General features: G+C 52.0%; 20 protein-coding genes, 6 tRNA genes and 1 other RNA gene. 12 read left to right on the forward strand and 15 right to left on the reverse strand.

The genetic code is table 11. The features are described from left to right. Window positions 1-8: 8 nt before the first annotated feature. Window positions 9-1,301 carry a MocR-like B6 salvage transcription factor PtsJ gene (gene ptsJ, locus SK39_RS18235; protein WP_048217284.1) on the reverse strand — a complete coding sequence of 431 codons (1,293 nt, stop codon included), beginning with the start codon at window positions 1,299-1,301 and terminating at the stop codon, window positions 9-11. An 82-nt stretch (window positions 1,302-1,383) separates the two neighbouring features. Between ptsJ and pdxK the strand changes: the two genes are divergently transcribed. Together pdxK and SK39_RS18245 are read left to right on the forward strand one after the other, a co-directional pair. Next, window positions 1,384-2,250, forward strand: a complete 867-nt coding sequence (gene pdxK / locus SK39_RS18240; protein ID WP_048217285.1) for a pyridoxine/pyridoxal/pyridoxamine kinase — start codon at window positions 1,384-1,386, stop codon at window positions 2,248-2,250. Next, the gene (locus SK39_RS18245; protein WP_003038077.1) at window positions 2,247-2,486 is read left to right on the forward strand and encodes a hypothetical protein; all 240 of its coding nucleotides are present in this window, start codon (window positions 2,247-2,249) and stop codon (window positions 2,484-2,486) included. The genes pdxK and SK39_RS18245 overlap by 4 nt, the downstream gene beginning before the upstream one ends. 61 nt (window positions 2,487-2,547) lie before the next feature. Here SK39_RS18245 and crr read toward each other — a convergent pair whose 3' ends face one another. The 5 genes from crr to cysZ form a co-directional block, all read right to left on the reverse strand. Then, on the reverse strand, window positions 2,548-3,057 hold the full coding sequence (gene crr, locus SK39_RS18250; RefSeq protein ID WP_000522253.1) for a PTS glucose transporter subunit IIA: 510 nt from the start codon (window positions 3,055-3,057) through the stop codon (window positions 2,548-2,550). Between the two features lie 40 nt (window positions 3,058-3,097). Next, window positions 3,098-4,825: a phosphoenolpyruvate-protein phosphotransferase PtsI gene (ptsI, locus tag SK39_RS18255; RefSeq protein WP_003038080.1), complete on the reverse strand. Its 1,728-nt coding sequence runs from the start codon at window positions 4,823-4,825 to the stop codon at window positions 3,098-3,100. Window positions 4,826-4,870: 45 nt separating this feature from the next. Continuing rightward, window positions 4,871-5,128, reverse strand: coding sequence for a phosphocarrier protein Hpr (ptsH, locus tag SK39_RS18260; RefSeq protein WP_003038086.1), 258 nt, complete (start codon window positions 5,126-5,128; stop codon window positions 4,871-4,873). A 383-nt stretch (window positions 5,129-5,511) separates the two neighbouring features. Then, window positions 5,512-6,483: a cysteine synthase A gene (cysK, locus tag SK39_RS18265; protein ID WP_003038091.1), complete on the reverse strand. Its 972-nt coding sequence runs from the start codon at window positions 6,481-6,483 to the stop codon at window positions 5,512-5,514. Between the two features lie 163 nt (window positions 6,484-6,646). Continuing rightward, a complete protein-coding gene (gene cysZ, locus SK39_RS18270; RefSeq protein ID WP_003838567.1) occupies window positions 6,647-7,408 on the reverse strand; it encodes a sulfate transporter CysZ in 762 nt (253 codons plus the stop codon). A gap of 230 nt (window positions 7,409-7,638) precedes the next feature. Here cysZ and zipA point away from each other — a divergent pair, with 230 nt between their 5' ends. The 3 genes from zipA (at window position 7,639) to SK39_RS18285 (ending at window position 10,953) form a co-directional block, all read left to right on the forward strand. Further along, window positions 7,639-8,646 (forward strand): cell division protein ZipA, encoded by a 1,008-nt coding sequence (gene zipA, locus SK39_RS18275; protein ID WP_048217287.1) that lies wholly within the window; start codon window positions 7,639-7,641, stop codon window positions 8,644-8,646. Between the two features lie 71 nt (window positions 8,647-8,717). Then, a complete protein-coding gene (gene ligA / locus SK39_RS18280; RefSeq protein WP_048217288.1) occupies window positions 8,718-10,733 on the forward strand; it encodes an NAD-dependent DNA ligase LigA in 2,016 nt (671 codons plus the stop codon). A 1-nt stretch (window position 10,734) separates the two neighbouring features. Further along, window positions 10,735-10,953: a DUF3820 family protein gene (locus tag SK39_RS18285; RefSeq protein ID WP_003038102.1), complete on the forward strand. Its 219-nt coding sequence runs from the start codon at window positions 10,735-10,737 to the stop codon at window positions 10,951-10,953. Here SK39_RS18285 and SK39_RS18290 read toward each other — a convergent pair. Beyond that, on the reverse strand, window positions 10,950-11,948 hold the full coding sequence (locus SK39_RS18290) for a bile acid:sodium symporter family protein (protein WP_048217289.1): 999 nt from the start codon (window positions 11,946-11,948) through the stop codon (window positions 10,950-10,952). The genes SK39_RS18285 and SK39_RS18290 overlap by 4 nt on opposite strands. Window positions 11,949-12,037: 89 nt before the next feature. On the opposite strand from SK39_RS18290, the gene SK39_RS18295 reads away from it, so the two are divergent. Further along, on the forward strand, window positions 12,038-12,964 hold the full coding sequence (locus tag SK39_RS18295; RefSeq protein WP_003838572.1) for a LysR family transcriptional regulator: 927 nt from the start codon (window positions 12,038-12,040) through the stop codon (window positions 12,962-12,964). Here the strand turns inward: SK39_RS18295 and SK39_RS18300 are convergent. After that, window positions 12,955-13,296: a FlxA-like family protein gene (locus tag SK39_RS18300; protein ID WP_048217290.1), complete on the reverse strand. Its 342-nt coding sequence runs from the start codon at window positions 13,294-13,296 to the stop codon at window positions 12,955-12,957. The genes SK39_RS18295 and SK39_RS18300 overlap by 10 nt on opposite strands. A 291-nt stretch (window positions 13,297-13,587) precedes the next feature. Here SK39_RS18300 and xapA point away from each other — a divergent pair, with 291 nt between their 5' ends. The 3 genes from xapA to SK39_RS18315 all read left to right on the forward strand — a co-directional run bounded on the left by xapA (window position 13,588) and on the right by SK39_RS18315 (window position 16,717). After that, window positions 13,588-14,421, forward strand: coding sequence for a xanthosine phosphorylase (xapA, locus tag SK39_RS18305; RefSeq protein ID WP_048217291.1), 834 nt, complete (start codon window positions 13,588-13,590; stop codon window positions 14,419-14,421). Window positions 14,422-14,477: 56 nt separating this feature from the next. Then, window positions 14,478-15,734: a nucleoside permease gene (locus SK39_RS18310; RefSeq protein ID WP_003838577.1), complete on the forward strand. Its 1,257-nt coding sequence runs from the start codon at window positions 14,478-14,480 to the stop codon at window positions 15,732-15,734. 98 nt (window positions 15,735-15,832) lie between these two features. Next, window positions 15,833-16,717 (forward strand): LysR family transcriptional regulator, encoded by an 885-nt coding sequence (locus tag SK39_RS18315; RefSeq protein WP_003838579.1) that lies wholly within the window; start codon window positions 15,833-15,835, stop codon window positions 16,715-16,717. A gap of 137 nt (window positions 16,718-16,854) precedes the next feature. Here SK39_RS18315 and SK39_RS26190 read toward each other — a convergent pair. The 5 genes from SK39_RS26190 to SK39_RS18335 form a co-directional block, all read right to left on the reverse strand. Next, window positions 16,855-16,981, reverse strand: a non-coding RNA gene (locus tag SK39_RS26190) — RtT sRNA. Between the two features lie 29 nt (window positions 16,982-17,010). Continuing rightward, window positions 17,011-17,086, reverse strand: a tRNA-Lys gene (locus SK39_RS18320). Window positions 17,087-17,090: 4 nt separating this feature from the next. Beyond that, a tRNA-Val gene (locus SK39_RS18325) sits at window positions 17,091-17,166 on the reverse strand. 47 nt (window positions 17,167-17,213) lie between these two features. Then, window positions 17,214-17,289 (reverse strand) — tRNA-Val (locus SK39_RS18330). Window positions 17,290-17,335: 46 nt separating this feature from the next. Then, a tRNA-Val gene (locus SK39_RS18335) sits at window positions 17,336-17,411 on the reverse strand. A gap of 258 nt (window positions 17,412-17,669) precedes the next feature. Here SK39_RS18335 and gltX point away from each other — a divergent pair. Beyond that, window positions 17,670-19,085, forward strand: a complete 1,416-nt coding sequence (gene gltX, locus SK39_RS18340) for a glutamate--tRNA ligase (RefSeq protein WP_003845002.1) — start codon at window positions 17,670-17,672, stop codon at window positions 19,083-19,085. 56 nt (window positions 19,086-19,141) lie between these two features. On the opposite strand, the gene SK39_RS18345 is transcribed toward gltX, so the two are convergent. Beyond that, window positions 19,142-19,534: a MerR family transcriptional regulator gene (locus tag SK39_RS18345; protein ID WP_003028279.1), complete on the reverse strand. Its 393-nt coding sequence runs from the start codon at window positions 19,532-19,534 to the stop codon at window positions 19,142-19,144. Between the two features lies 1 nt (window position 19,535). Then, on the reverse strand, window positions 19,536-19,898 hold the full coding sequence (locus SK39_RS18350) for a YfeC-like transcriptional regulator (RefSeq protein ID WP_003028277.1): 363 nt from the start codon (window positions 19,896-19,898) through the stop codon (window positions 19,536-19,538). 221 nt (window positions 19,899-20,119) lie between these two features. Between SK39_RS18350 and SK39_RS18355 the strand changes: the two genes are divergently transcribed. Together SK39_RS18355 and SK39_RS18360 are read left to right on the forward strand one after the other, a co-directional pair. After that, window positions 20,120-20,195, forward strand: a tRNA-Ala gene (locus SK39_RS18355). A gap of 42 nt (window positions 20,196-20,237) precedes the next feature. Then, window positions 20,238-20,313: transfer RNA gene (locus SK39_RS18360), tRNA-Ala, on the forward strand. Window positions 20,314-20,324: the final 11 nt, after the last annotated feature.

Below are 20,324 nucleotides of genomic sequence, written 5' to 3' on the forward strand. Positions count from 1 at the left end.
CTCTCCTGTTAGCGCTTTAGCGCCTGATGGATATCAGTCGCCAGCTTATCAATGTCGCTGTCTGATAATGTTGACAGCGTAATGCGCAGGCCGTGGGCAGGCGTATTGACGCCAAACACTTCGCCTTCGCGTACCAGCCAGCCGGACTTTGCCAGCGCAAAAGCGATCGCCTGGCTGTTATCTTCCAGCGGTAGCCACATATTCAGACCGTCACCAACGGGCAACTCAATGCCATGTCGCCGCAGAGCTGCCGTCAACTTTTGCTGCTGGGCGGCGTAAAATTGCTGAGTTTGCGCCAGCGTGTGTTGGTAAGTCTCGTCATTCAGGCAGGCGCAGGCCAAATCCTGCAGCAGATGGCTGACCCACTGACTGCCGGAGTTAAGCCTTAAACGTAGCTTCCCTGAAGTGAGCGGATCGCTGGCCACAATGGCCAGGCGTAAATCTGGTCCTAACGTTTTTGACATCGAGCGGACAACCGCCCAGTGCGTGGTTTCCTTCGCAATCACCGGATACCAGTGGCAAGCAGATAGCAGCGCAAAGTGGTCGTCGACAATCACCAGCGTCTGCGGATAGCGGGCCAGAATTTCCTGCAATTGCGCCGCGCGTGAGGCGCTCAGGCTGCATCCTGTCGGGTTATGCGCGCGCGGTGTCAGAATTACTGCCCGCGCGCCTTTCTGTAACGCGAGTTCCAGCTGGCCTGGCAGCATGCCTTCGCGGTCAACGCTGGCCGGGTTTGCTGAGAACCCGGCATAGCGCAGCATGTTGATGCTGCTTAAAAAGCATGGATCTTCTACGACAACGCTATCACCAGGCAGCAAATGGGCGCACAGTAGCCGTTCGATAGCATCAATGGCACCGCTGGTAATATCAATTTCCCCTTTGCCGGGCATTGCATTTTGCATCCATTCTGATGCCCACGCCTTAAGTCCAGGTGACACAGCGGCATCGCCGTACAAGCGCGGACTCTTATTTATCTTCGCAAAATAATTACTCAGGTCAGGAAGTCGCGAGGGCGCTGGATTACCGCCGGAAAGATCGATAAGCGGGGTATCCGGATTACCACCTTCCAGTGCTACGGGGGCAGTAATCCCCTTAATCACCGTACCGTTGCGTCCCAGGCTTTGTGCCAACCCGGAGGTGACCAGGCGTTTGTAAGCCGCCGCGACAGTATTGCGGTTCACGTTTAATTCCGTTGCCAGTTCCCGCACTGGCGGTAACGTTTCACCCACTGCCAGCGTGCCTGTAGTGACATGTTGACGGATACTGTCAAAAATTTCGTTAGCGGTTTTTCCGTCGATCATTATTGACCTATGACAAAATGAATTTTAGCATATGACGATAATAGTGAGGCGTAGTCCCGCTGTCCAGCGAGAGGAGAAATTTATGGAGCAGGAGAGTGATATCCAGTCAGTGCTCTTCGACGACACGCATCGGGCGTTACAGACCGATATCGTCGCCGTTCAGTCACAGGTGGTTTATGGCAGCGTAGGTAACAGCATCGCCGTCCCGGCCATTAAAGCGCAGGGATTACGTGTGACGGCAGTACCTACGGTGCTGTTCAGTAATACTCCGCATTATGAAACCTTCTACGGCGGCGTTATTCCAGCAGACTGGTTTAGCGGTTATCTCCGCGCCTTAAACGAGCGTGATGCCTTGCGCGAGCTAAAGGCGGTGACGACAGGTTACATGGGCAGCGCGGAACAAATCGCCTTGCTGGCACAGTGGCTGAAAACCGTTCTGACCACGCATCCGGACCTGTGCATTTTGGTCGACCCCGTGATTGGCGATACGGATAGCGGTATGTATGTTAAAGCCGAAATTCCGGAGGCTTATCGTCAGCACCTGCTGCCGCTGGCTCAGGGGCTGACTCCAAATGTGTTCGAGCTGCAAATGCTGAGCGGAAAGCCGTGTCGTACGCTTGATGAAGCCATTACGGCGGCACAATCACTGCTCACCGACACCCTGAAATGGGTAGTGATCACCAGTGCGCCGGGGGAGACGGAAGAGATTATTCATGTTGCGGTGGTGACGGCTGAAACGGTTGAGGTGTTAGCTCATCCGCGAGTGAAAACGGATCTGAAGGGGACTGGCGATCTGTTCTGTGCCGAGCTGGTGAGCGGCCTTGTGATGGGGAAAGTGCTGACGACCGCGACGCACGATGCTGCACAGCGGGTGCTGGATGTGATGACGTGGACGCACCAGTGCGGTTGTGATGAATTAATTCTGCCACCGGCAGGGGAGGCGCGATGAAGAGTTACCGGCTGGTGGTTCGCCAGAATGGGCGTATGGTTGGACACTTTGATACCTGCGGGACAGCGGCGCTGGAAGATATCTGCGTGGCGCGGGCTATGTTCGGCATTGCGGGTGGTTACGACTGTGAGTTGTTAGTGGCGGATTCGGAACGACGGATGCTGGAGAGCGGGCCGGAGGGCATGAAAATCCTGATGCGCGAGGCTTGTTATCGCCCGGTGACTGCACACATTTAATTGCGGATGAAGTGTATAAAAAAATGGCGCCAATCGGCGCCATTTTTCTCTGCGGCAAGAATTACTTCTTGATGCGGATAACCGGGGTTTCACCCACGGTCACGCTACCGGACAGTTTGATCAGTTCTTTGATTTCGTCCATGTTGGAGATAACAACCGGAGTCAGGGTAGACTTGGCTTTTTCTTCCAGCAGCGGCAGATCGAATTCAATAACCGGGTCGCCCACTTTCACGCGCTGACCTTCTTCAGCGATGCGTTTGAAGCCTTCGCCTTTCAGTTCAACGGTATCAATACCGAAGTGAACAAACAGCTCAATGCCGCTGTCGGATTCGATAGAGAAAGCGTGGTTGGTTTCAAAGATTTTGCCGATGGTGCCGTCAACAGGAGCAACCATTTTGTTACCGGTTGGTTTGATAGCGATGCCATCACCAACGATTTTTTCAGCAAAAACTACATCCGGCACGTCTTCGATGTTGACGATCTCGCCAGAGAGCGGAGCAACAATCTCAATAGTTCCGGTGTCTTTCTTATCATCAGAAACCAGAGATTTCAGTTTATCGAACAAACCCATGATCTTCTCCTAAGCAGTAAATTGGGCCGCATCTCGTGGATTAGCAGATTGTTTTTTCTTCAATGAACTTGTTAACCAGCGTCATTAACTCGTCCGTTGTCGGTTGAGCAAGAGCCTGCTCTGCTAACACCTTCGCATCTTCGAAGTTCGTGTTACGGATAATCTTCTTAATGCGCGGGATAGAAATGGCGCTCATAGAGAATTCGTCCAGACCCATCCCCAGCAACAGAAGTGTAGCACGTTCGTCGCCTGCAAGCTCACCACACATGCCAGTCCATTTGCCTTCAGCATGAGAAGCATCAATAACTTGCTTGATCAGCGTCAGCACAGATGGCGACATCGGTTGGTAAAGGTGTGAAATCATATCATTACCACGGTCAACTGCCAGGGTGTACTGCGTTAAATCATTGGTGCCGATACTAAAGAAATCAACTTCTTTGGCTAAATGACGCGCAATTGTTGCCGCAGCCGGTGTTTCCACCATCACGCCAATCTCAATGCTCTCGTCAAATGCTTTACCTTCGTCGCGCAGTTCCTGTTTGTAGATTTCGATCTCTTTGCGCAGTGCACGCACTTCTTCAACAGAGATGATCATTGGGAACATGATGCGCAGTTTACCGAAAGCAGAGGCGCGCAGAATCGCGCGAACCTGGTCACGCAGGATCTCTTTACGATCCATGGCGATACGCACGGCACGCCAGCCCAGGAACGGGTTCTCTTCTTTCGGAAAATTCATGTACGGCAGTTCTTTATCGCCGCCGATGTCCATGGTGCGAACGATGACCGCCTGAGAGCCACAGGCTTCAGCAACGGCTTTATACGCAGCAAACTGTTCTTCTTCAGTTGGCAGCGATTCACGGTCCATGAACAGGAATTCGGTGCGGTACAGACCCACACCTTCAGCGCCGTTACGTTCAGCGCCTTCAACGTCACGAACGGTACCGATATTGGCGCAAACTTCAACCTGATGTCCGTCCAGCGTGATAGCCGGCAGATCTTTCAGTTTAGCGAGTTCCGCTTTCTCGGTTGCAACCTGCTCCTGAACGGCACGCAGTTGCTCGATAACGTCGTTGGTCGGATTGACGTAAACCTGATTGTTTACGGCATCCAGAATCAGATAGTCGTCGTTTTTAACCTGAGAGGTGACGCTACCCGTACCGACGATGGCAGGCAGTTCCAGAGAACGCGCCATGATAGAGGTATGGGAAGTACGTCCGCCCGCGTCAGTAATGAAACCCAGCACCTTGTTCAGGTTCAGCTGTGCGGTTTCTGACGGGGTCAGGTCTGCGGCTACCAGGATAACTTCTTCCTGAATAGCGCTCAGGTCGATAATTGCCAGACCCAGGATGTTACGCAGCAGGCGTTTACCGATGTCACGTACGTCAGCCGCACGTTCTTTCAGGTATTCATCATCCAGCTCTTCCAGGGCTGTGGCCTGACCTTCGATAACTTCATGCGCGGCTGCATCAGCCGTCATGTGCTTATCTTTAATCAGGGCTATGATTTCCTGCTCCAGCTCCTCATCTTCGAGCAGCATGATATGCCCTTCAAAGATGGCTTCTTTTTCTTCACCGAACGTTTCACCAGCTTTGGTTTTGATCGCTTCCAGTTGCGCAGATGCCTTGGCACGACCGCTCAGAAAACGTTCAACTTCCTGATCAACCTTGTCGGCAGAAATTTTTTTCCGGTCAATGACGATTTCGTCTTCTTTCAGTAGCAATGCTTTACCGAAAGCGATACCCGGGGATGCTAAAATGCCTGAAATCATAACCCTACCTTACTTGTGACTGATATTTAAAAGAACTCGTTGAACTTACTCGAGTTCAGCCATCAGTTTAACCAGATGCTCAACTGCTTTCTGCTCGTCTTCACCTTCTGCGGACAGGGTAACAACGGTACCCTGAGTCAGGCCCAGAGTCTGCAGTTTAAACAGGCTTTTGGCGCTAGCGCTTTTGCCGTTGGAAGTCACAGTAATATCAGAAGTAAAGCCTTTTGCTTCTTTAACAAACTGAGCAGCAGGGCGAGTATGCAGACCGTTCGGAGCGGTAATGGTAACTTCTTGCTGGAACATTATATTTCCCCAACTTATAGGTTTAGTGTTGTGGAACTAAAGTCTAGCCTGGCGGTTCAACTTTAGCCTGTATTGTTAGCATCGGCGTAAACTAGACGCGACACAAAAGGAGTTCGGTGCAATCCGTTGCTGGCAACTTCTTGCCGCTGACGTTTCGTTCGTCATTAAACATTATGCCGCGAAAGGAAGAGTTGAACCAAATCATAAAATCGATTCAGCTAGCGCTTTTCCTGTAACGATTAATTTCGCGCATCAAAATAATTAGCTTGGTTAAATACCAGTTCTGGTGGGTTGAATCAATGCCAGGCGAGTTGAAACTTTGAAGCAGGCCACAAAAAAGCACCCAAATGGGTGCTTTTTTACGCGTTTTTAACATGCTGGCATTACTGTTGCAGTTCTTTCTCTGTGAAGAGATCGGCAAACAGTGCAGTGCTCAGATAACGCTCACCCGATGACGGTAGAATAACCACTATATTCTTATTGGTAAAGGTTTCATCTTCCTGCAGCTTAAGCGCGGCAGCAACAGCAGCGCCGGAAGAAATGCCCGCCAGAATACCTTCTTCTTCCATCAGGCGACGCGCAGTAGAGATTGCTTCATCATTGGTGATGGCGACGACTTTATCGATAAGTTTCAGATCAAGGTTGCCTGGAATGAAACCTGCGCCAATCCCCTGAATTTTATGTGGGCCCGGTTTAAGTTCTTCACCCGCCAGCGCCTGGGCGATAACCGGGGAGTCGGTAGGTTCAACCGCGACGGTGATCAGATCGGTTTTGCCTTTAGTGCCTTTGATGTAACGGGTCACACCAGTCAATGTACCGCCGGTACCGACGCCGGAAATAAAAACATCAACCTGGCCATCGGTATCTTCCCAGATTTCCGGGCCGGTGGTTTTTTCGTGAATTTCCGGGTTCGCCGGGTTGCTGAACTGCTGCAGCAGCAGGAACTTCTCCGGATCGCTGGCGACAATTTCTTCCGCTTTCTGGATTGCACCCTTCATCCCTTTTGCGCCTTCGGTCAGCACCAGATTCGCACCCAGAGCTTTCAACAGCTTGCGGCGCTCAATGCTCATCGTTTCCGGCATGGTCAGAGTCAGTTTGTAACCGCGGGCTGCGGCAACGTAGGCTAGCGCAATCCCCGTGTTGCCGCTGGTCGGTTCTACCAGCTCAACACCCGGTTTCAGTACACCACGTTTTTCGGCATCCCAAATCATATTGGCACCGATACGGCATTTGACGCTAAAGCTCGGGTTACGAGATTCCACCTTCGCCAGAATGCGTCCGTTACCGATACGGTTCAGTCGAACCAGCGGCGTATGACCGATAGTCAGCGAGTTGTCTTCAAAAATCTTACTCATGGCCTGTCCTTAACTGTATGAAATTGGGATACCGCTTCAGCATACCTGTTGAGAAAGTATGGGGAAGTAAGGAAATCGCATATCTATATGCTGATGGGAAATAATGCCTTGCAGTATGGAATAAGAGCGGGCATAAGCCAGCCCGCTTTTACACATTTTTGCATTACTTCCATAACGCGTGCTTAGCACGATAGCAGTCTACCCACATCGCCGTGGCACCACAAACCGCGACCGGCATGATGAACAGATTGAGCACCGGAATCATGGTGAACAAACTGGTTAATGCGCCAAATTGCATATTGGTGACCTTGCGTGTACGCAGCGCGACGCGCATCTCCTTAAAAGGCACCTTATGGTTATCAAACGGATAATCGCAGTACTGAATGGCCAGCATCCATGCGCTGAACAGGAACCACAGCACCGGGGCGACGGTCTGCCCAATACCCGGAATGAAATAGAGGATCAGCAATACGATGGCGCGCGGGAGATACCACGCCAGCTTTTGCCATTCACGTTTCATAATACGGGGAACATCTTTCATGATGCCGAGAACACCGGTGTCAGGCGGTGTTGCGCCCGTTAAGCGCGCTTCCAGTTGTTCAGCCAGCAGACCGTTAAACGGCGCGGCAATCCAGTTGGCTATGGTGGAAAAGAGGTAGCCGAACACCAGTAGTACGGAGATAGTGACAATCGGCCACAGCAAGTAGCTGAGCCACTGAAGCCAGTCAGGGACGTGACTCATCAGCGCGGGGATCCAGCTATCGAGTTGTGTGAATAGCCACCAGAATGCGCCGCCCATCAGCAGGATATTCACCAGCAAAGGCAGGATGACAAAGCGACGAATGCCCGGTTGGGTGATGAGCTTCCATCCCTGTGAAAAGTAATAAAGGCCGCTGCGAGGTACGACTGCAGATGATGAAACCATGGTCAGGACATGCTCCTTGTTATATAAGCTCTGGTAAACTTTGCGTATCTTACCGGGTTGTTGAGCGTTAAGCTGTTCAGAAATGTTCGAAAAAACAGCAAAAAGCACAATTTTGTTCATCTTTATGCCGTGAAAGCCAAGAGTGCACTTGCACTTGGCGTAATCGACAAATACTCTTAGTGAGTAAATGTTTGCCGTGGTGGCAAGGTGTTAGAACAACAGAGAATATAATGATGCAGGATTTGCGTCTGATATTAATCATTGTTGGCGCGATCGCCATAATCGCTTTACTGGTACATGGTTTTTGGACTAGCCGTAAAGAGCGGTCTTCTATATTCCGCGATCGCCCATTGAAACGCATGAAGTCTAAACGTGAAGACGAGGATTCGTTCGACGACAACGTCGAGGAAGACGAAGGCGTGGGCGAAGTTCGCGTTCATCGTGTGAATCATGCTCCCGGTAACGCGCAGGAACATGGTGTTCCTCCTCAGTCGCCGCAACACCAGTACCAGCCGCCTTATGCGTCGGCTCAGCCGCGTCAACCCGCGCAGCAGCCTGCACAAGCGCCGGTACCGCCGCCGCATGCTCAGCCGCAGCCTGTACAACCGCAGCAGCCGGTGCAACATCAGCCTGTTCAGCAACAACCTGTACAGCAGCCGATGCAGCATCAGCCCGTTGCTCCGCAGGTTCAGCAGCCCGTGCAGCAAGCACCGCAACCTGCGACGCAGACTTTCCAGCCCGCAGAGCCTGCCGTTGAACATCAACCGCAGCCTGAGCCGGTAGTTGAAGAAGCGCCTGCTGCTGAAAAACCTCAGCGTAAAGAAGCGGTCATTATTATGAACGTTGCGGCGCATCACGGTAGCGAGCTCAACGGTGAAGTGCTGCTCAATAGCATTCAGCAAGCCGGTTTTAAATTTGGCGATATGAATATTTTCCATCGTCATTTGAGCCCGGATGGCAGCGGTCCGTCGCTGTTCAGCCTTGCCAATATGGTTAACCCAGGAACGTTTGACCCCGAAATGACGGGTGATTTCAGCACCCCTGGCGTAACTATTTTTATGCAGGTTCCGTCCTATGGGGACGAGCTGCAAAACTTTAAGCTGATGCTGCAGTCCGCACAGCACATCGCCGATGAAGTGGGTGGTGTGGTGCTTGACGATCAACGTCGCATGATGACGCCGCAGAAACTGCGCGAGTATCAGGACCGCATCCGCGAAGTTAAAGAATCTCGCGCCTGATTCTCCTTTGGCGTGACATCTCCTTGCTAAACCCCCGCCTGTCGGGGGTTTTTTATCATTGATGGTGCGATATGGAATCAATCGAACAACAACTGACAGAACTGCGAACCACGCTTCGCCATCATGAGTATCTCTACCATGTGATGGACGCGCCGGAAATTCCCGATGCGGAATACGATCGTCTGCTGCGCGAACTCCGCGAGCTGGAAGCGCAGCATCCGGACCTTATTACCCCTGACTCGCCAACCCAACGCGTTGGCGCCGCCCCGTTAACGGCGTTCAGTCAGATTCGCCATGAATTGCCGATGCTGTCGTTGGATAACGTGTTTGATGAAGAGAGTTTTCTCGCCTTTAACAAGCGCGTACAGGACCGACTGAAGAGTACGGACAAACTAACCTGGTGCTGTGAGCTGAAGCTTGACGGGCTGGCGGTGAGTATTCTCTATGAAAACGGCGTGCTGGTTAGCGCCGCAACGCGCGGCGATGGCACCACCGGGGAAGACATTACCTCGAACGTGCGCACCATTCGTGCGATCCCGTTAAAACTGCGCGGCGATAACATTCCGACGCGTCTGGAAGTGCGCGGCGAGGTGTTCCTGCCGCAGGCCGGGTTTGAAAAAATCAACGAAGAGGCCCGCCGTACTGGCAACAAAGTGTTTGCTAACCCGCGTAATGCGGCGGCTGGGTCATTACGCCAGCTCGATCCGCGTATCACTGCGAAGCGACCGCTTACTTTCTTCTGCTATGGCGTTGGTGTGCTGGAAGGTGGTGTGTTGCCCGATACCCATCTGGGCCGTCTGCTGCAATTTAAAGAGTGGGGATTGCCGGTGAGCGACAGAGTGGCGCTTTGCGACTCTCCGGAGGAAGTACTTGCTTACTATCATAAGGTTGAAGAAGACCGACCGACGCTGGGATTCGATATCGATGGTGTGGTGATCAAAGTCAACTCTATGGCCTTGCAGGAACAACTGGGTTTTGTTGCCCGCGCGCCGCGTTGGGCGGTGGCCTTTAAGTTCCCGGCGCAGGAGCAGATGACCTTTGTCCGCGATGTTGAGTTTCAGGTTGGACGTACAGGGGCGATTACGCCTGTCGCCCGCCTTGAGCCAGTTCAGGTTGCCGGGGTGTTGGTCAGTAACGCCACCTTGCACAATGCGGATGAAATTGAGCGTCTTGGTTTGCGTATTGGCGATAAAGTCGTCATTCGCCGTGCGGGCGATGTCATCCCGCAGGTAGTGAACGTCGTGCTTTCCGAGCGCCCGGACAATACCCGCGAAATCGAGTTTCCCACCCACTGTCCGGTATGCAACTCTGACGTTGAGCGTGTGGAAGGCGAAGCGGTCACTCGTTGTACCGGAGGTTTAATCTGCGGGGCACAGCGGAAGGAATCATTGAAACACTTCGTTTCCCGCCGTGCACTGGACGTCGACGGCATGGGCGACAAAATTATCGATCAACTGGTCGAGAAAGAGTATGTCCATACGCCAGCGGATCTCTTCACGCTGACCGCAGGTAAGCTGACCGGTCTTGATCGCATGGGGCCGAAGTCGGCGCAAAACGTAGTAAATGCGCTGGAAAAAGCGAAAGAGACCACGTTTGCCCGTTTCCTCTATGCGCTGGGTATTCGTGAAGTCGGCGAAGCGACAGCTGCAGGTCTGGCGGCATATTTCGGCACGCTCGAGGCGCTGGAAGCCGCCTCTGTTGAAGAGCTGCAAAAAGTGCCGGATGTCGGCATCGTGGTGGCGACCCACGTGTTTAATTTCTTTGCCGAAGAGAGTAACCGCGAGGTGATCGTCCAGCTTTTGGAGCAGGGGATTCACTGGCCAGCGCCGGTGGTTATCAACGCTGAAGAAATCGACAGCCCCTTCGCGGGTAAGACGGTGGTGCTGACCGGGAGCCTGAGCCTGATGTCGCGTGATGATGCCAAAGCACGACTGACCGAGCTGGGGGCAAAAGTGGCCGGTAGCGTGTCGAAGAAAACCGATCTAGTGATTGCGGGGGAAGCAGCGGGCTCTAAACTGGCAAAAGCGCAGGAGCTGGGCATTGAAGTGATCGACGAAGCTGAAATGATTCGCTTACTGGGTGCCTGAGATGGAAAAAGAGCAGCTGGTTGAAATCGCCAATACCGTGATGCCCTTTGGCAAATATAAAGGGCGTCGGCTGATTGATGTACCGGAAGAGTATCTGCTGTGGTTTGCCCGTAAGGATGAATTCCCGCCGGGCAAGCTCGGCGAACTGATGCAAATCACGCTGCTGATTAAAACTGAAGGGCTGACGCAACTGGTGCAGCCCCTGAAACGCCCGCTTTAAGCCTTTGCGGCGCGGCTTTTCTGCTGCGCCTGCAATGCGTCCGTCTGTTGCTTGTAGCGACGTGCCAGCACCGCACAAACCATCAACTGAATTTGATGGAAGATCATCAGCGGCAGCACCATCATTCCTATCACTGACGTCGGGAACAGAATATTTGCCATTGGGATCCCATTCGCCAGGCTCTTTTTCGATCCGCAAAAGACAATGGTGATCTCATCGGCTTTGTTGAAGCCGCATTTACGCGCAACAAAGACGTTGATGCCAATCACGATTGCCAGCAATACGATGCTGACCAGCACGATAAACAGCAGTGAGCCAACCCCCACTTTGTGCCAGATCCCGTTAACCACGGCTTCACTGAAGGCGGAGTAAACCACCAATAAAATGGATGATTGATCCGTTTTTGCAATCCATTTTTTATGTCGGGACACCCAGTTACCAATCCACGGACGCGAAAGATGTCCCAGTACGAACGGCAGCAGCAGCTGCAGCATGATTTTCCCCACCTGCTCCAGGCTGCCTTCTGCGCCATGCATATTCATGACCAGGCCAACCAGCAACGGCGAGAGAAAAATACCCAGCAGGCTGGAGGCCGAAGCGGAACACACGGCGGCGGCAACGTTCCCCCCCGCCAGCGACGTAAAGGCGATTGCCGACTGCACCGTGGCCGGCAAAATACACAGGTACAGGAAACCGGTGTACAGCATCGGGTCAACATTAACCGGCGCCCACCAGGCGAACAGAACGCCCAGCACCGGGAAAACAACAAACGTGCTGCACATCACCCACAGATGCAAACGCCAGTGACTACCGCCGGCAATAATTGCCTCACGAGAGAGCTTGGCCCCGTGCATAAAAAACAGCAGGGCAATGGCGGCGGTGGTTAAGCCTTCAAAGAAAGGCACAAAGCCACCTTCGGCTGGGAAAAAGGACGCCAGTAATACGACCGTAATCAACGTAATCGTGAACGGATCAAGGATACGAAAAAGTTTCATAAAAGCTCCTGAAATTCAGTAGCAACATTTTGCGTTTTTCCATTTGAGAAATAAAATTGATTTATTGCATCCATATATGAATCGAATAGATGAATTACTCTCTGCGTCAGCTCCGTATCTTTGTTACCGTCGCTCAGGCCAAAAGCTTTAGCCGGGCGGGGGATATTATTGGCTTAAGCCAGTCTGCGGTCAGCCACAGCGTTAAAGAGCTTGAAGCTCAGACGGGGGTGCGGTTGTTAGATAGAACAACGCGGGAAGTGGTGCTGACGGAAGCGGGGTACCAGTTGGCGACGCGGCTGGAACGTATTCTGGATGAACTGCACAGCACGCTGCGTGAAGCAGGCCAGGTGGGGACACAGTTAACTGGAACGGTGCGTGTTGCCGCCAGCCAGACAATCTCTGCTCACCTTATTCCACAGTGTATTGCCCAGAGTAATGAGCTTTATCCTGCGATCGATTTTGTGCTGCACGACAGGCCCCAGCAGTGGGTGCTGGAAAGTATTCGCCAGGGAGAGGTGGATTTTGGCATTGTGATAGATCCTGGTGCTGTGACCGACCTGCAGTGTGAAGCCGTACTGTCCGAACCGTTCCTGCTGCTGTGTCGCGAGGATCATCCGTTAGCCCAACGTGAGTGGGTGAACTGGCAGGATTTGTATCACGAACGTTTGGTGTTACAGGATTACGCTTCCGGTAGTCGACCGCTGATCGATGCGGCGTTGGCCCATTTTTCCATTGATGCCAACATCGTTCAGGAGATTGGTCATCCCGCCACGCTGTTCCCGATGGTGGAGGCGGGGATTGGCATCAGTGTGCTGCCCGCGCTGGCGCTCCCCTTACCGCAGGGCAGTCACTTGCAGGTTAAGCGCCTGACGCCGGTAGTTGAACGGCAACTGATGCTGGCTCGACGTAAAAACCGCTCTTTATCAACCGCGGCTCAGGCGCTGTGGGACGTGGTGCGTATGCAGGCCAGTGAATTAACCGCTGGTCGTGCCCGTGATCCGTTGTATCAGATATAAATATCGACCTGATGTTGGTCGGAAGCCGTGTTGATGCCCTCAGCTTTTCTCTGATCGGCGCTTTGCTTTTGCTGTGACTCCTCGGCCTGCCGTCGCAACAGTTGAGCCAGCTGTGCTTGTAACATCTTGATTTGTGTCTGAATAAGCTCCCGCTGTTCGCGCTTCTGCTCAACGCTGCCACTACTATTGGGAATATCTTTGAGCTGCTGAGTTAGCTTGGTTATCTTTTGGGTGACTTGTGCAATCTGAGCGGAGATGTCATTCCCGGCTGGGGCTTTTCCACCACCACTACTGCTTTGAACAGTTGGGGTGGAAACGTTAATCGTTGTCATACGGATTCCTCACACCATAAAACATGAGTATCGGCATTAGTGAACAGAACTTCAGTTACAATATGGCGGAGCGGAGTTTAATAATACAAGTTCCAAATCTTCATGTATCTCTATTCCTGTGCCATTTCTGGCCCGAAAAAAATGTGATTTCAGGCTGGTTTAGTGCGACTCATCGATACCGATTTACTATCGGTTGTCGGGATAAACGGTATTGGTAATCGATTGCGTAGTCTCGCTATAACAGTGCGGTACGCGACATTATTTTCGACTACTCAGTATTAAGGATATCTCATGAGTCACTCTCTTTTCTCGCAAAATCCCTGGTATAGCGCCGACATCATTCGTAGTTACAAACCCGATTTCACCCCGCGCGTAGCCTTTATTCTTGGCTCTGGCCTCGGTGCTCTGGCGGATCAAATCGAGGATGCAGTGCCCATCTCTTACGAGAAATTGCCGGGATTCCCTGTCAGTACTGTACATGGTCATGCCGGTGAGCTGGTGCTGGGAAATCTGGCGGGTATTCCGGTGGCTTGTATGAAAGGGCGTGGGCATTTTTATGAAGGTCGCGGCATGACGGTGATGACCGACGCCATTCGCGCCCTGAAGCTGCTGGGCTGCGAACTGTTATTTTGTACTAATGCCGCAGGTTCTTTGCGCCCCGAAGTCGGACCAGGTAGTCTCGTTGCGCTTAGCGATCACATTAATACGATGCCAGGTACACCAATGGTCGGACTAAACGATGAGCGTTTTGGTGAGCGATTCTTTTCGCTGGCGAATGCCTATGATGCTGACTATCGTGCGATCCTGCAAACCGTCGCCGCAGAAGAAGGATTTCCGCTGAGCGAAGGGGTGTTTGTTTCTTATCCGGGACCGAACTTTGAAACGGCGGCAGAAATCCGCATGATGCAAATTATTGGCGGTGACGTGGTGGGGATGTCGGTGGTGCCTGAAGTTATTTCTGCGCGCCACTGCGGTCTGAAAGTGGTTGCGGTGGCTGCCATCACCAACCTGGCGGAAGGTTTGGGGGATGTGAAGTTATCTCACGCGCAGACGTTGGCTGCAGCGGAACTCTCCCGGCAGAACTTCATCAATCTGATCTGTGGCTTCTTGCGCAAACTGGCCTGAATAATTAAAACATGACCCCGCTTGCGGGGTCTTACTTTATGGCAAGGAACGGAAAAATGGGTATCGCATCTCGCTTAAAGCTCATGTCGTTTTTGCAATATTTCATCTGGGGAAGCTGGCTGGTAACCCTGGGTTCTTACATGATTAACACCCTGGATTTTACCGGCGCGAATGTGGGTATGGTCTACAGCTCGAAAGGGCTGGCAGCGATTATTATGCCGGGCATTATGGGGATCATTGCCGATAAGTGGCTGCGTGCCGAGCGCGCTTATATGCTGTGCCATCTGGTGTGTGCTGGCGTGTTGCTGTACGCCACAACCGTTACCGATCCACAGACCATGTTCTGGGTAATGTTGGTTAACGCGATGGCGTATATGCCGACGATTGCGTTATCGAACAGCGTCTCATATTCATGCCTTGCACAATCGGGTCAGGATCCGGCTACCGCATTCCCGCCAATTCGTGTATTTGGTACGATAGGTTTTATTGTGGCGATGTGGACGGTCAGCTTAATGGGGCTGGAACTGAGCAGCGCACAGCTTTATATTGCTTCAGGCGCATCGCTGCTGCTGGCTCTGTATGCGCTGACGTTACCAAAAATACCGGTTGCGGAGAAAAAAGAGTCCGCCACGCTGGCCAGTAAACTGGGGCTGGATGCGTTTGTTTTGTTTAAAAATCCGCGCATGGCAATTTTCTTTTTGTTTGCCATGATGCTGGGGGCGGTGCTGCAAATTACCAACGTCTTTGGCAATCCGTTCCTGCATGATTTTGCCCGTAACCCTGAGTTTGCCAACAGCTTTGTGGTGAAATATCCCTCCATTTTGCTGTCAGTTTCGCAGATGGCGGAAGTGGGTTTTATCCTCACTATTCCATTCTTCCTTAAACGCTTTGGCATTAAAACAGTGATGCTGATGAGTATGCTGGCGTGGACGCTGCGCTTTGGCTTTTTTGCCTTTGGCGATCCGTCTCCGTTTGGCTTTGTACTGCTGCTGATGTCGATGATCGTTTACGGCTGCGCGTTTGATTTCTTCAACATCTCCGGATCGGTATTTGTCGAGCAGGAAGTTGATTCAAGCATTCGCGCCAGCGCCCAAGGATTGTTTATGACGATGGTAAATGGCATTGGTGCGTGGGTGGGTTCAATCCTGAGCGGGATGGCGGTGGACTATTTTTCTGTCGATGGCGTCAAGGATTGGCAAACTATCTGGCTGGTGTTTGCCGCTTACGCGCTGGTCCTGGCGGTTATCTTTGCATTGTTCTTTAAATATAAGCATGAGCCTGAACGACTAGCGCAGAAATCACTGGCACATTAATGCTCCTTTAGCGGCGGGTTCTGATACCCGCCGTTTCATTTTCTGCGATGCAATGTGGTAACTTTGCGCATTAATATTCACTCAGGAGCGCATTATCCATGGAACGCACGCACCGCATCGATCTGAAGTTACTGCGTTATTTTCTTGCCGTCGCAGAAGAACTGCATTTTGGACGCGCTGCTGCTCGCCTGAATATGTCGCAACCGCCCCTCAGTACGCATATTAAAGAGCTGGAACAACAGCTCGGCACGTTGCTATTTATCCGTCATTCCCGCAGCGTGGCGTTAACCCACGCCGGAAAAATTTTGATGGAAGAATCGCGCAGACTGTTATCCAGTGCTAATCAGGCGCTGGCACGAGTGGAACAGATTGGTCGCGGTGAGGCAGGGCGAATTGAGCTAGGCGTCATTGGTACCGCAATGTGGGGAAAAATGCGTCCGGTGATGCGGCGTTTTCTGAAGGAAAATCCCAACGTTGAGGTGCAGTTTCGCGAGAACATGCCCGCAATGCAGATGACGATGCTGGAAAGACGTGAACTGGATGCGGGGATTTGGCGCATGGCTACTGAACCCTCTCCCGGATTTACCAGCCTGCGCTTACATGAATCCTCATTTTTGGTGGCCATACCGGAAGAACATGCTCTTACCGCCTGTGAATCCGTACCGCTGGAAGCGTTGAGAAATGAATATTTTGTCACGATGCCCTCCATTCATACCGACTGGGCATTTTTGCAGCGAGTTTGCCTGAGCGCTGGATTTTCCCCGATGATTATCCGTGAGGTGAGGGAGCCGCAAACGGTGCTGGCGATGATCAGCATGGGGATTGGTATTACGTTAATTGCTGACAGTTATGCGCAGATGAGTTGGCCAGGCGTGGTATTCCGACCGTTAGAGGAACGTATTCCGGCGGATTTATATATTGTGTATGACCAACAGCAGGCGACACCCGCGCTGGAGAAACTGGTAGCGGCATTGACGATGTGATATCTGTGCCGGATGGCGACTAACGTCTTATCCGGCCTACGAAGGGAGTATTGTCGGTAGGCCTGATAAGCGTAGCGCATCAGGCAGTTGTATAAATCGCAGATAGCAAAAAAGCGCCGCCAGCGCCCTTTTTACATTGGTGGGTCGTGCAGGATGACTCGCTTCGCTCGCACTTCGGGCCGTCGCCGTAACCGGCTCCGTTGTTTCGCTGCGCTCAACACCGAACCTGCCGCAGGTTCGAATCTTACAAATCGCAGATAGCAAAAAGGCGCCTTTAGGGCGCCTTTTTACATTGGTGGGTCGTGCAGGATTCGAACCTGCGACCAATTGATTAAAAGTCAACTGCTCTACCAACTGAGCTAACGACCCGAAGTGGTGGGTGATGACGGGATCGAACCGCCGACCCCCTCCTTGTAAGGGAGGTGCTCTCCCAGCTGAGCTAATCACCCACTTCGGTACTTCAATTTTATCGTAAGAAATCCAGCTGGCGAGAAAGTGGTGGGTGATGACGGGATCGAACCGCCGACCCCCTCCTTGTAAGGGAGGTGCTCTCCCAGCTGAGCTAATCACCCACTTCTCAATTTCTTACTCTACACGGCGGAGACTACATAAGGTAGTTGGTGGGTGATGACGGGTTCGAACCGCCGACCCCCTCCTTGTAAGGGAGGTGCTCTCCCAGCTGAGCTAATCACCCCCGCTGTGTGGAGTCGCATTATAGGGAGAGTTGAAAATGAGTCAACGCATTTTCTAAAGAATTTGTTCGTTCGTCGTAAATTTAAACAAAACGATCGCAAATCAATCCATGCAGCATGATTTGTATACGAAAATGGCAAAGCGTGATGTTCCAACCTGAACAACATTGAGGAATCAGACCACAGTGATAGAATACGAGCCTGATAATCTTCCCTGGATTTGCCGGTTGTCGGCATCTTTATAAACGTAAGGCCATTTCATGAAAATCAAAACTCGCTTCGCGCCAAGCCCGACAGGTTACCTGCACGTCGGTGGTGCGCGTACTGCTCTATATTCCTGGCTTTTTGCACGTAACCATGACGGTGAGTTTGTGCTGCGTATTGAAGACACCGATCTCGAACGCTCCACTCCGGAAGCTATTGAAGCCATTATGGATGGCATGAACTGGCTGAATCTGGAATGGGATGAAGGCCCGTACTTCCAGACCAAACGTTTTGATCGCTACAACGCCGTGATTGATGAGATGCTGGAAGCCGGTACCGCGTACAAATGCTACTGCTCCAAAGAACGTCTGGACGCGCTGCGTGAAGAGCAGATGGCAAACGGTGAGAAGCCTCGTTACGACGGTCGCTGCCGCCACGGTCATGAACATCATGCTGATGATGAACCATGCGTGGTGCGTTTTGCCAACCCGCAGGATGGATCCGTTATTTTTGATGACCAGATCCGTGGGCCGATCGAATTCAGCAACCAGGAGCTGGACGATCTGATCATCCGCCGTACCGACGGTTCCCCGACCTACAACTTCTGTGTGGTGGTCGACGACTGGGATATGGAAATCACTCACGTTATTCGTGGTGAAGACCATATCAACAACACTCCGCGTCAGATAAACATCCTGAAAGCGCTGAATGCGCCGGTACCGGTTTATGCACACGTGTCGATGATCAACGGCGACGATGGTAAAAAACTTTCTAAACGTCACGGTGCGGTCAGCGTTATGCAGTATCGCGACGACGGTTACCTTCCGGAAGCGCTGCTGAACTATCTGGTGCGTCTGGGCTGGTCCAGCGGCGATCAGGAAATCTTCACCCGTGAAGAGATGATCAAACTGTTTTCCCTTGGTGCGGTGAGTAAGTCTGCCAGTGCGTTCAACACCGAAAAACTGCAGTGGCTGAACCATCACTACATTAATGCGCTGGCACCGGAATATGTGGCAACGCATCTGCAATGGCACATTGAGCAGGAAAATATCGACACTCGCGTCGGCCCGCAGCTGTCTGAGCTGGTTAAACTGCTGGGTGAGCGCTGCAAAACGCTGAAAGAGATGGCGCAGAGCTGCCGTTACTTCTACGAAGATTTTGCTGAGTTCGACGCGGACGCCGCGAAGAAACACCTGCGTCCGGTAGCACGTCAGCCGCTGGAAGTGGTTCGCGATAAACTGGCTGCTATCAGCGAGTGGACGGCAGAAAACGTGCACCACGCGATTCAGGCGACCGCTGATGAGCTGGAAGTGGGTATGGGTAAAGTTGGGATGCCGCTGCGCGTAGCCGTAACCGGTGCGGGTCAGTCTCCGGCGTTAGACGTCACAGTGCATGCGATTGGTAAATCCCGCAGCATTGAGCGTATTAATAAAGCGCTGGCGTTTATTGCTGAGCGTGAAAGCCAGCAGTAAGCTCGGTTGAGCGATGAAACAACGGCAGGAGCGCATCCTGCCGTTTTTTTTGCCTGTTATTCAGACTCATCAATACCCAGACGGGTAAGGAAAGTGCGAATACCTTCGCGAGAAATATACATTGCCAGCTTTTCTTGTTCCGTTGGGGACATGTTGTCCAGTGCGCTAATTATCTGGCGACAGGCGTGGCTACGCACCACGTGGTTGTATTCTGCCAACGGTTCCTCTGCCTGATAAATTTCAGGTACTTTGCGAAAAGCCGGAATATTGAGCAGAAACGTGCGGACGCTGGAGTCGATATGAATCAGCCTTGCACGACCCCCTTTAACGCCGGGAAACTTTTCGGTGGTCCAGTTTTGTTCTCTGATCCAACGATTGACGGTTTGTTTGGCAACTCCGAGACAGTCCGCCAGTTCTTCGGTCGTCATTTTGCTGCGTAATTTTTTCATATTATTTGTTGTCGCGGATCCCTAAGCGTTGTAATAAACCCGTAATGCCTTCACGCAGGATCAGTGACGTAAACATTTTCTGTTCTGACGGAGTCATCTCTTTGGCGAGCCTAATCAGTAGAGCTTCGATAGAGGTATCGCCTGATAACGATAAATTATCTGATAAACCTTCGGCTGAACGCTCAGCGCTGCGAATGTATTCACGAACTTGTTCGGTGACGTGAACCAGACGCGCTTTACCGCCCTGTACGCCTGGTTTTGGTGATGTAGCCCAACCCTCCTTGCGCACCCATTTATTGATGGTCTGTCGGCTGTATCCGGTCAGATTAGCAAGTTCTTCTGGCGTCATCCGTTCCTTGAACATAACGATTCCCTGAATAGTCGTGGGGTTAATTAGTGGCTCATTTTATAGCACCATTTTAGTAGAAACCGTGACGCGTTTAACTACTGAATGCGAGTTGTTGCGCAATGTTCTTCATTTGACTGCTTTTTCAGCGATTGAATTCTATGAGTTAATTTTGCCGTTGACACACGCGAAGGGAATTCATATGATGCCGCCCGTCAACTCGACAAGCTTTACGTAATGGGGCTATAGCTCAGCTGGGAGAGCGCTTGCATGGCATGCAAGAGGTCAGCGGTTCGATCCCGCTTAGCTCCACCAAATTTTATCCCAACGAATTTGGTATATACGTAAAAGCATCGTGGGGCTATAGCTCAGCTGGGAGAGCGCTTGCATGGCATGCAAGAGGTCAGCGGTTCGATCCCGCTTAGCTCCACCAAAATTTAAACC

The sequence above is a fragment of the Citrobacter sp. BIDMC107 genome (genome assembly GCF_001037575.1).
GTDB lineage: Bacteria > Pseudomonadota > Gammaproteobacteria > Enterobacterales > Enterobacteriaceae > Citrobacter > Citrobacter freundii.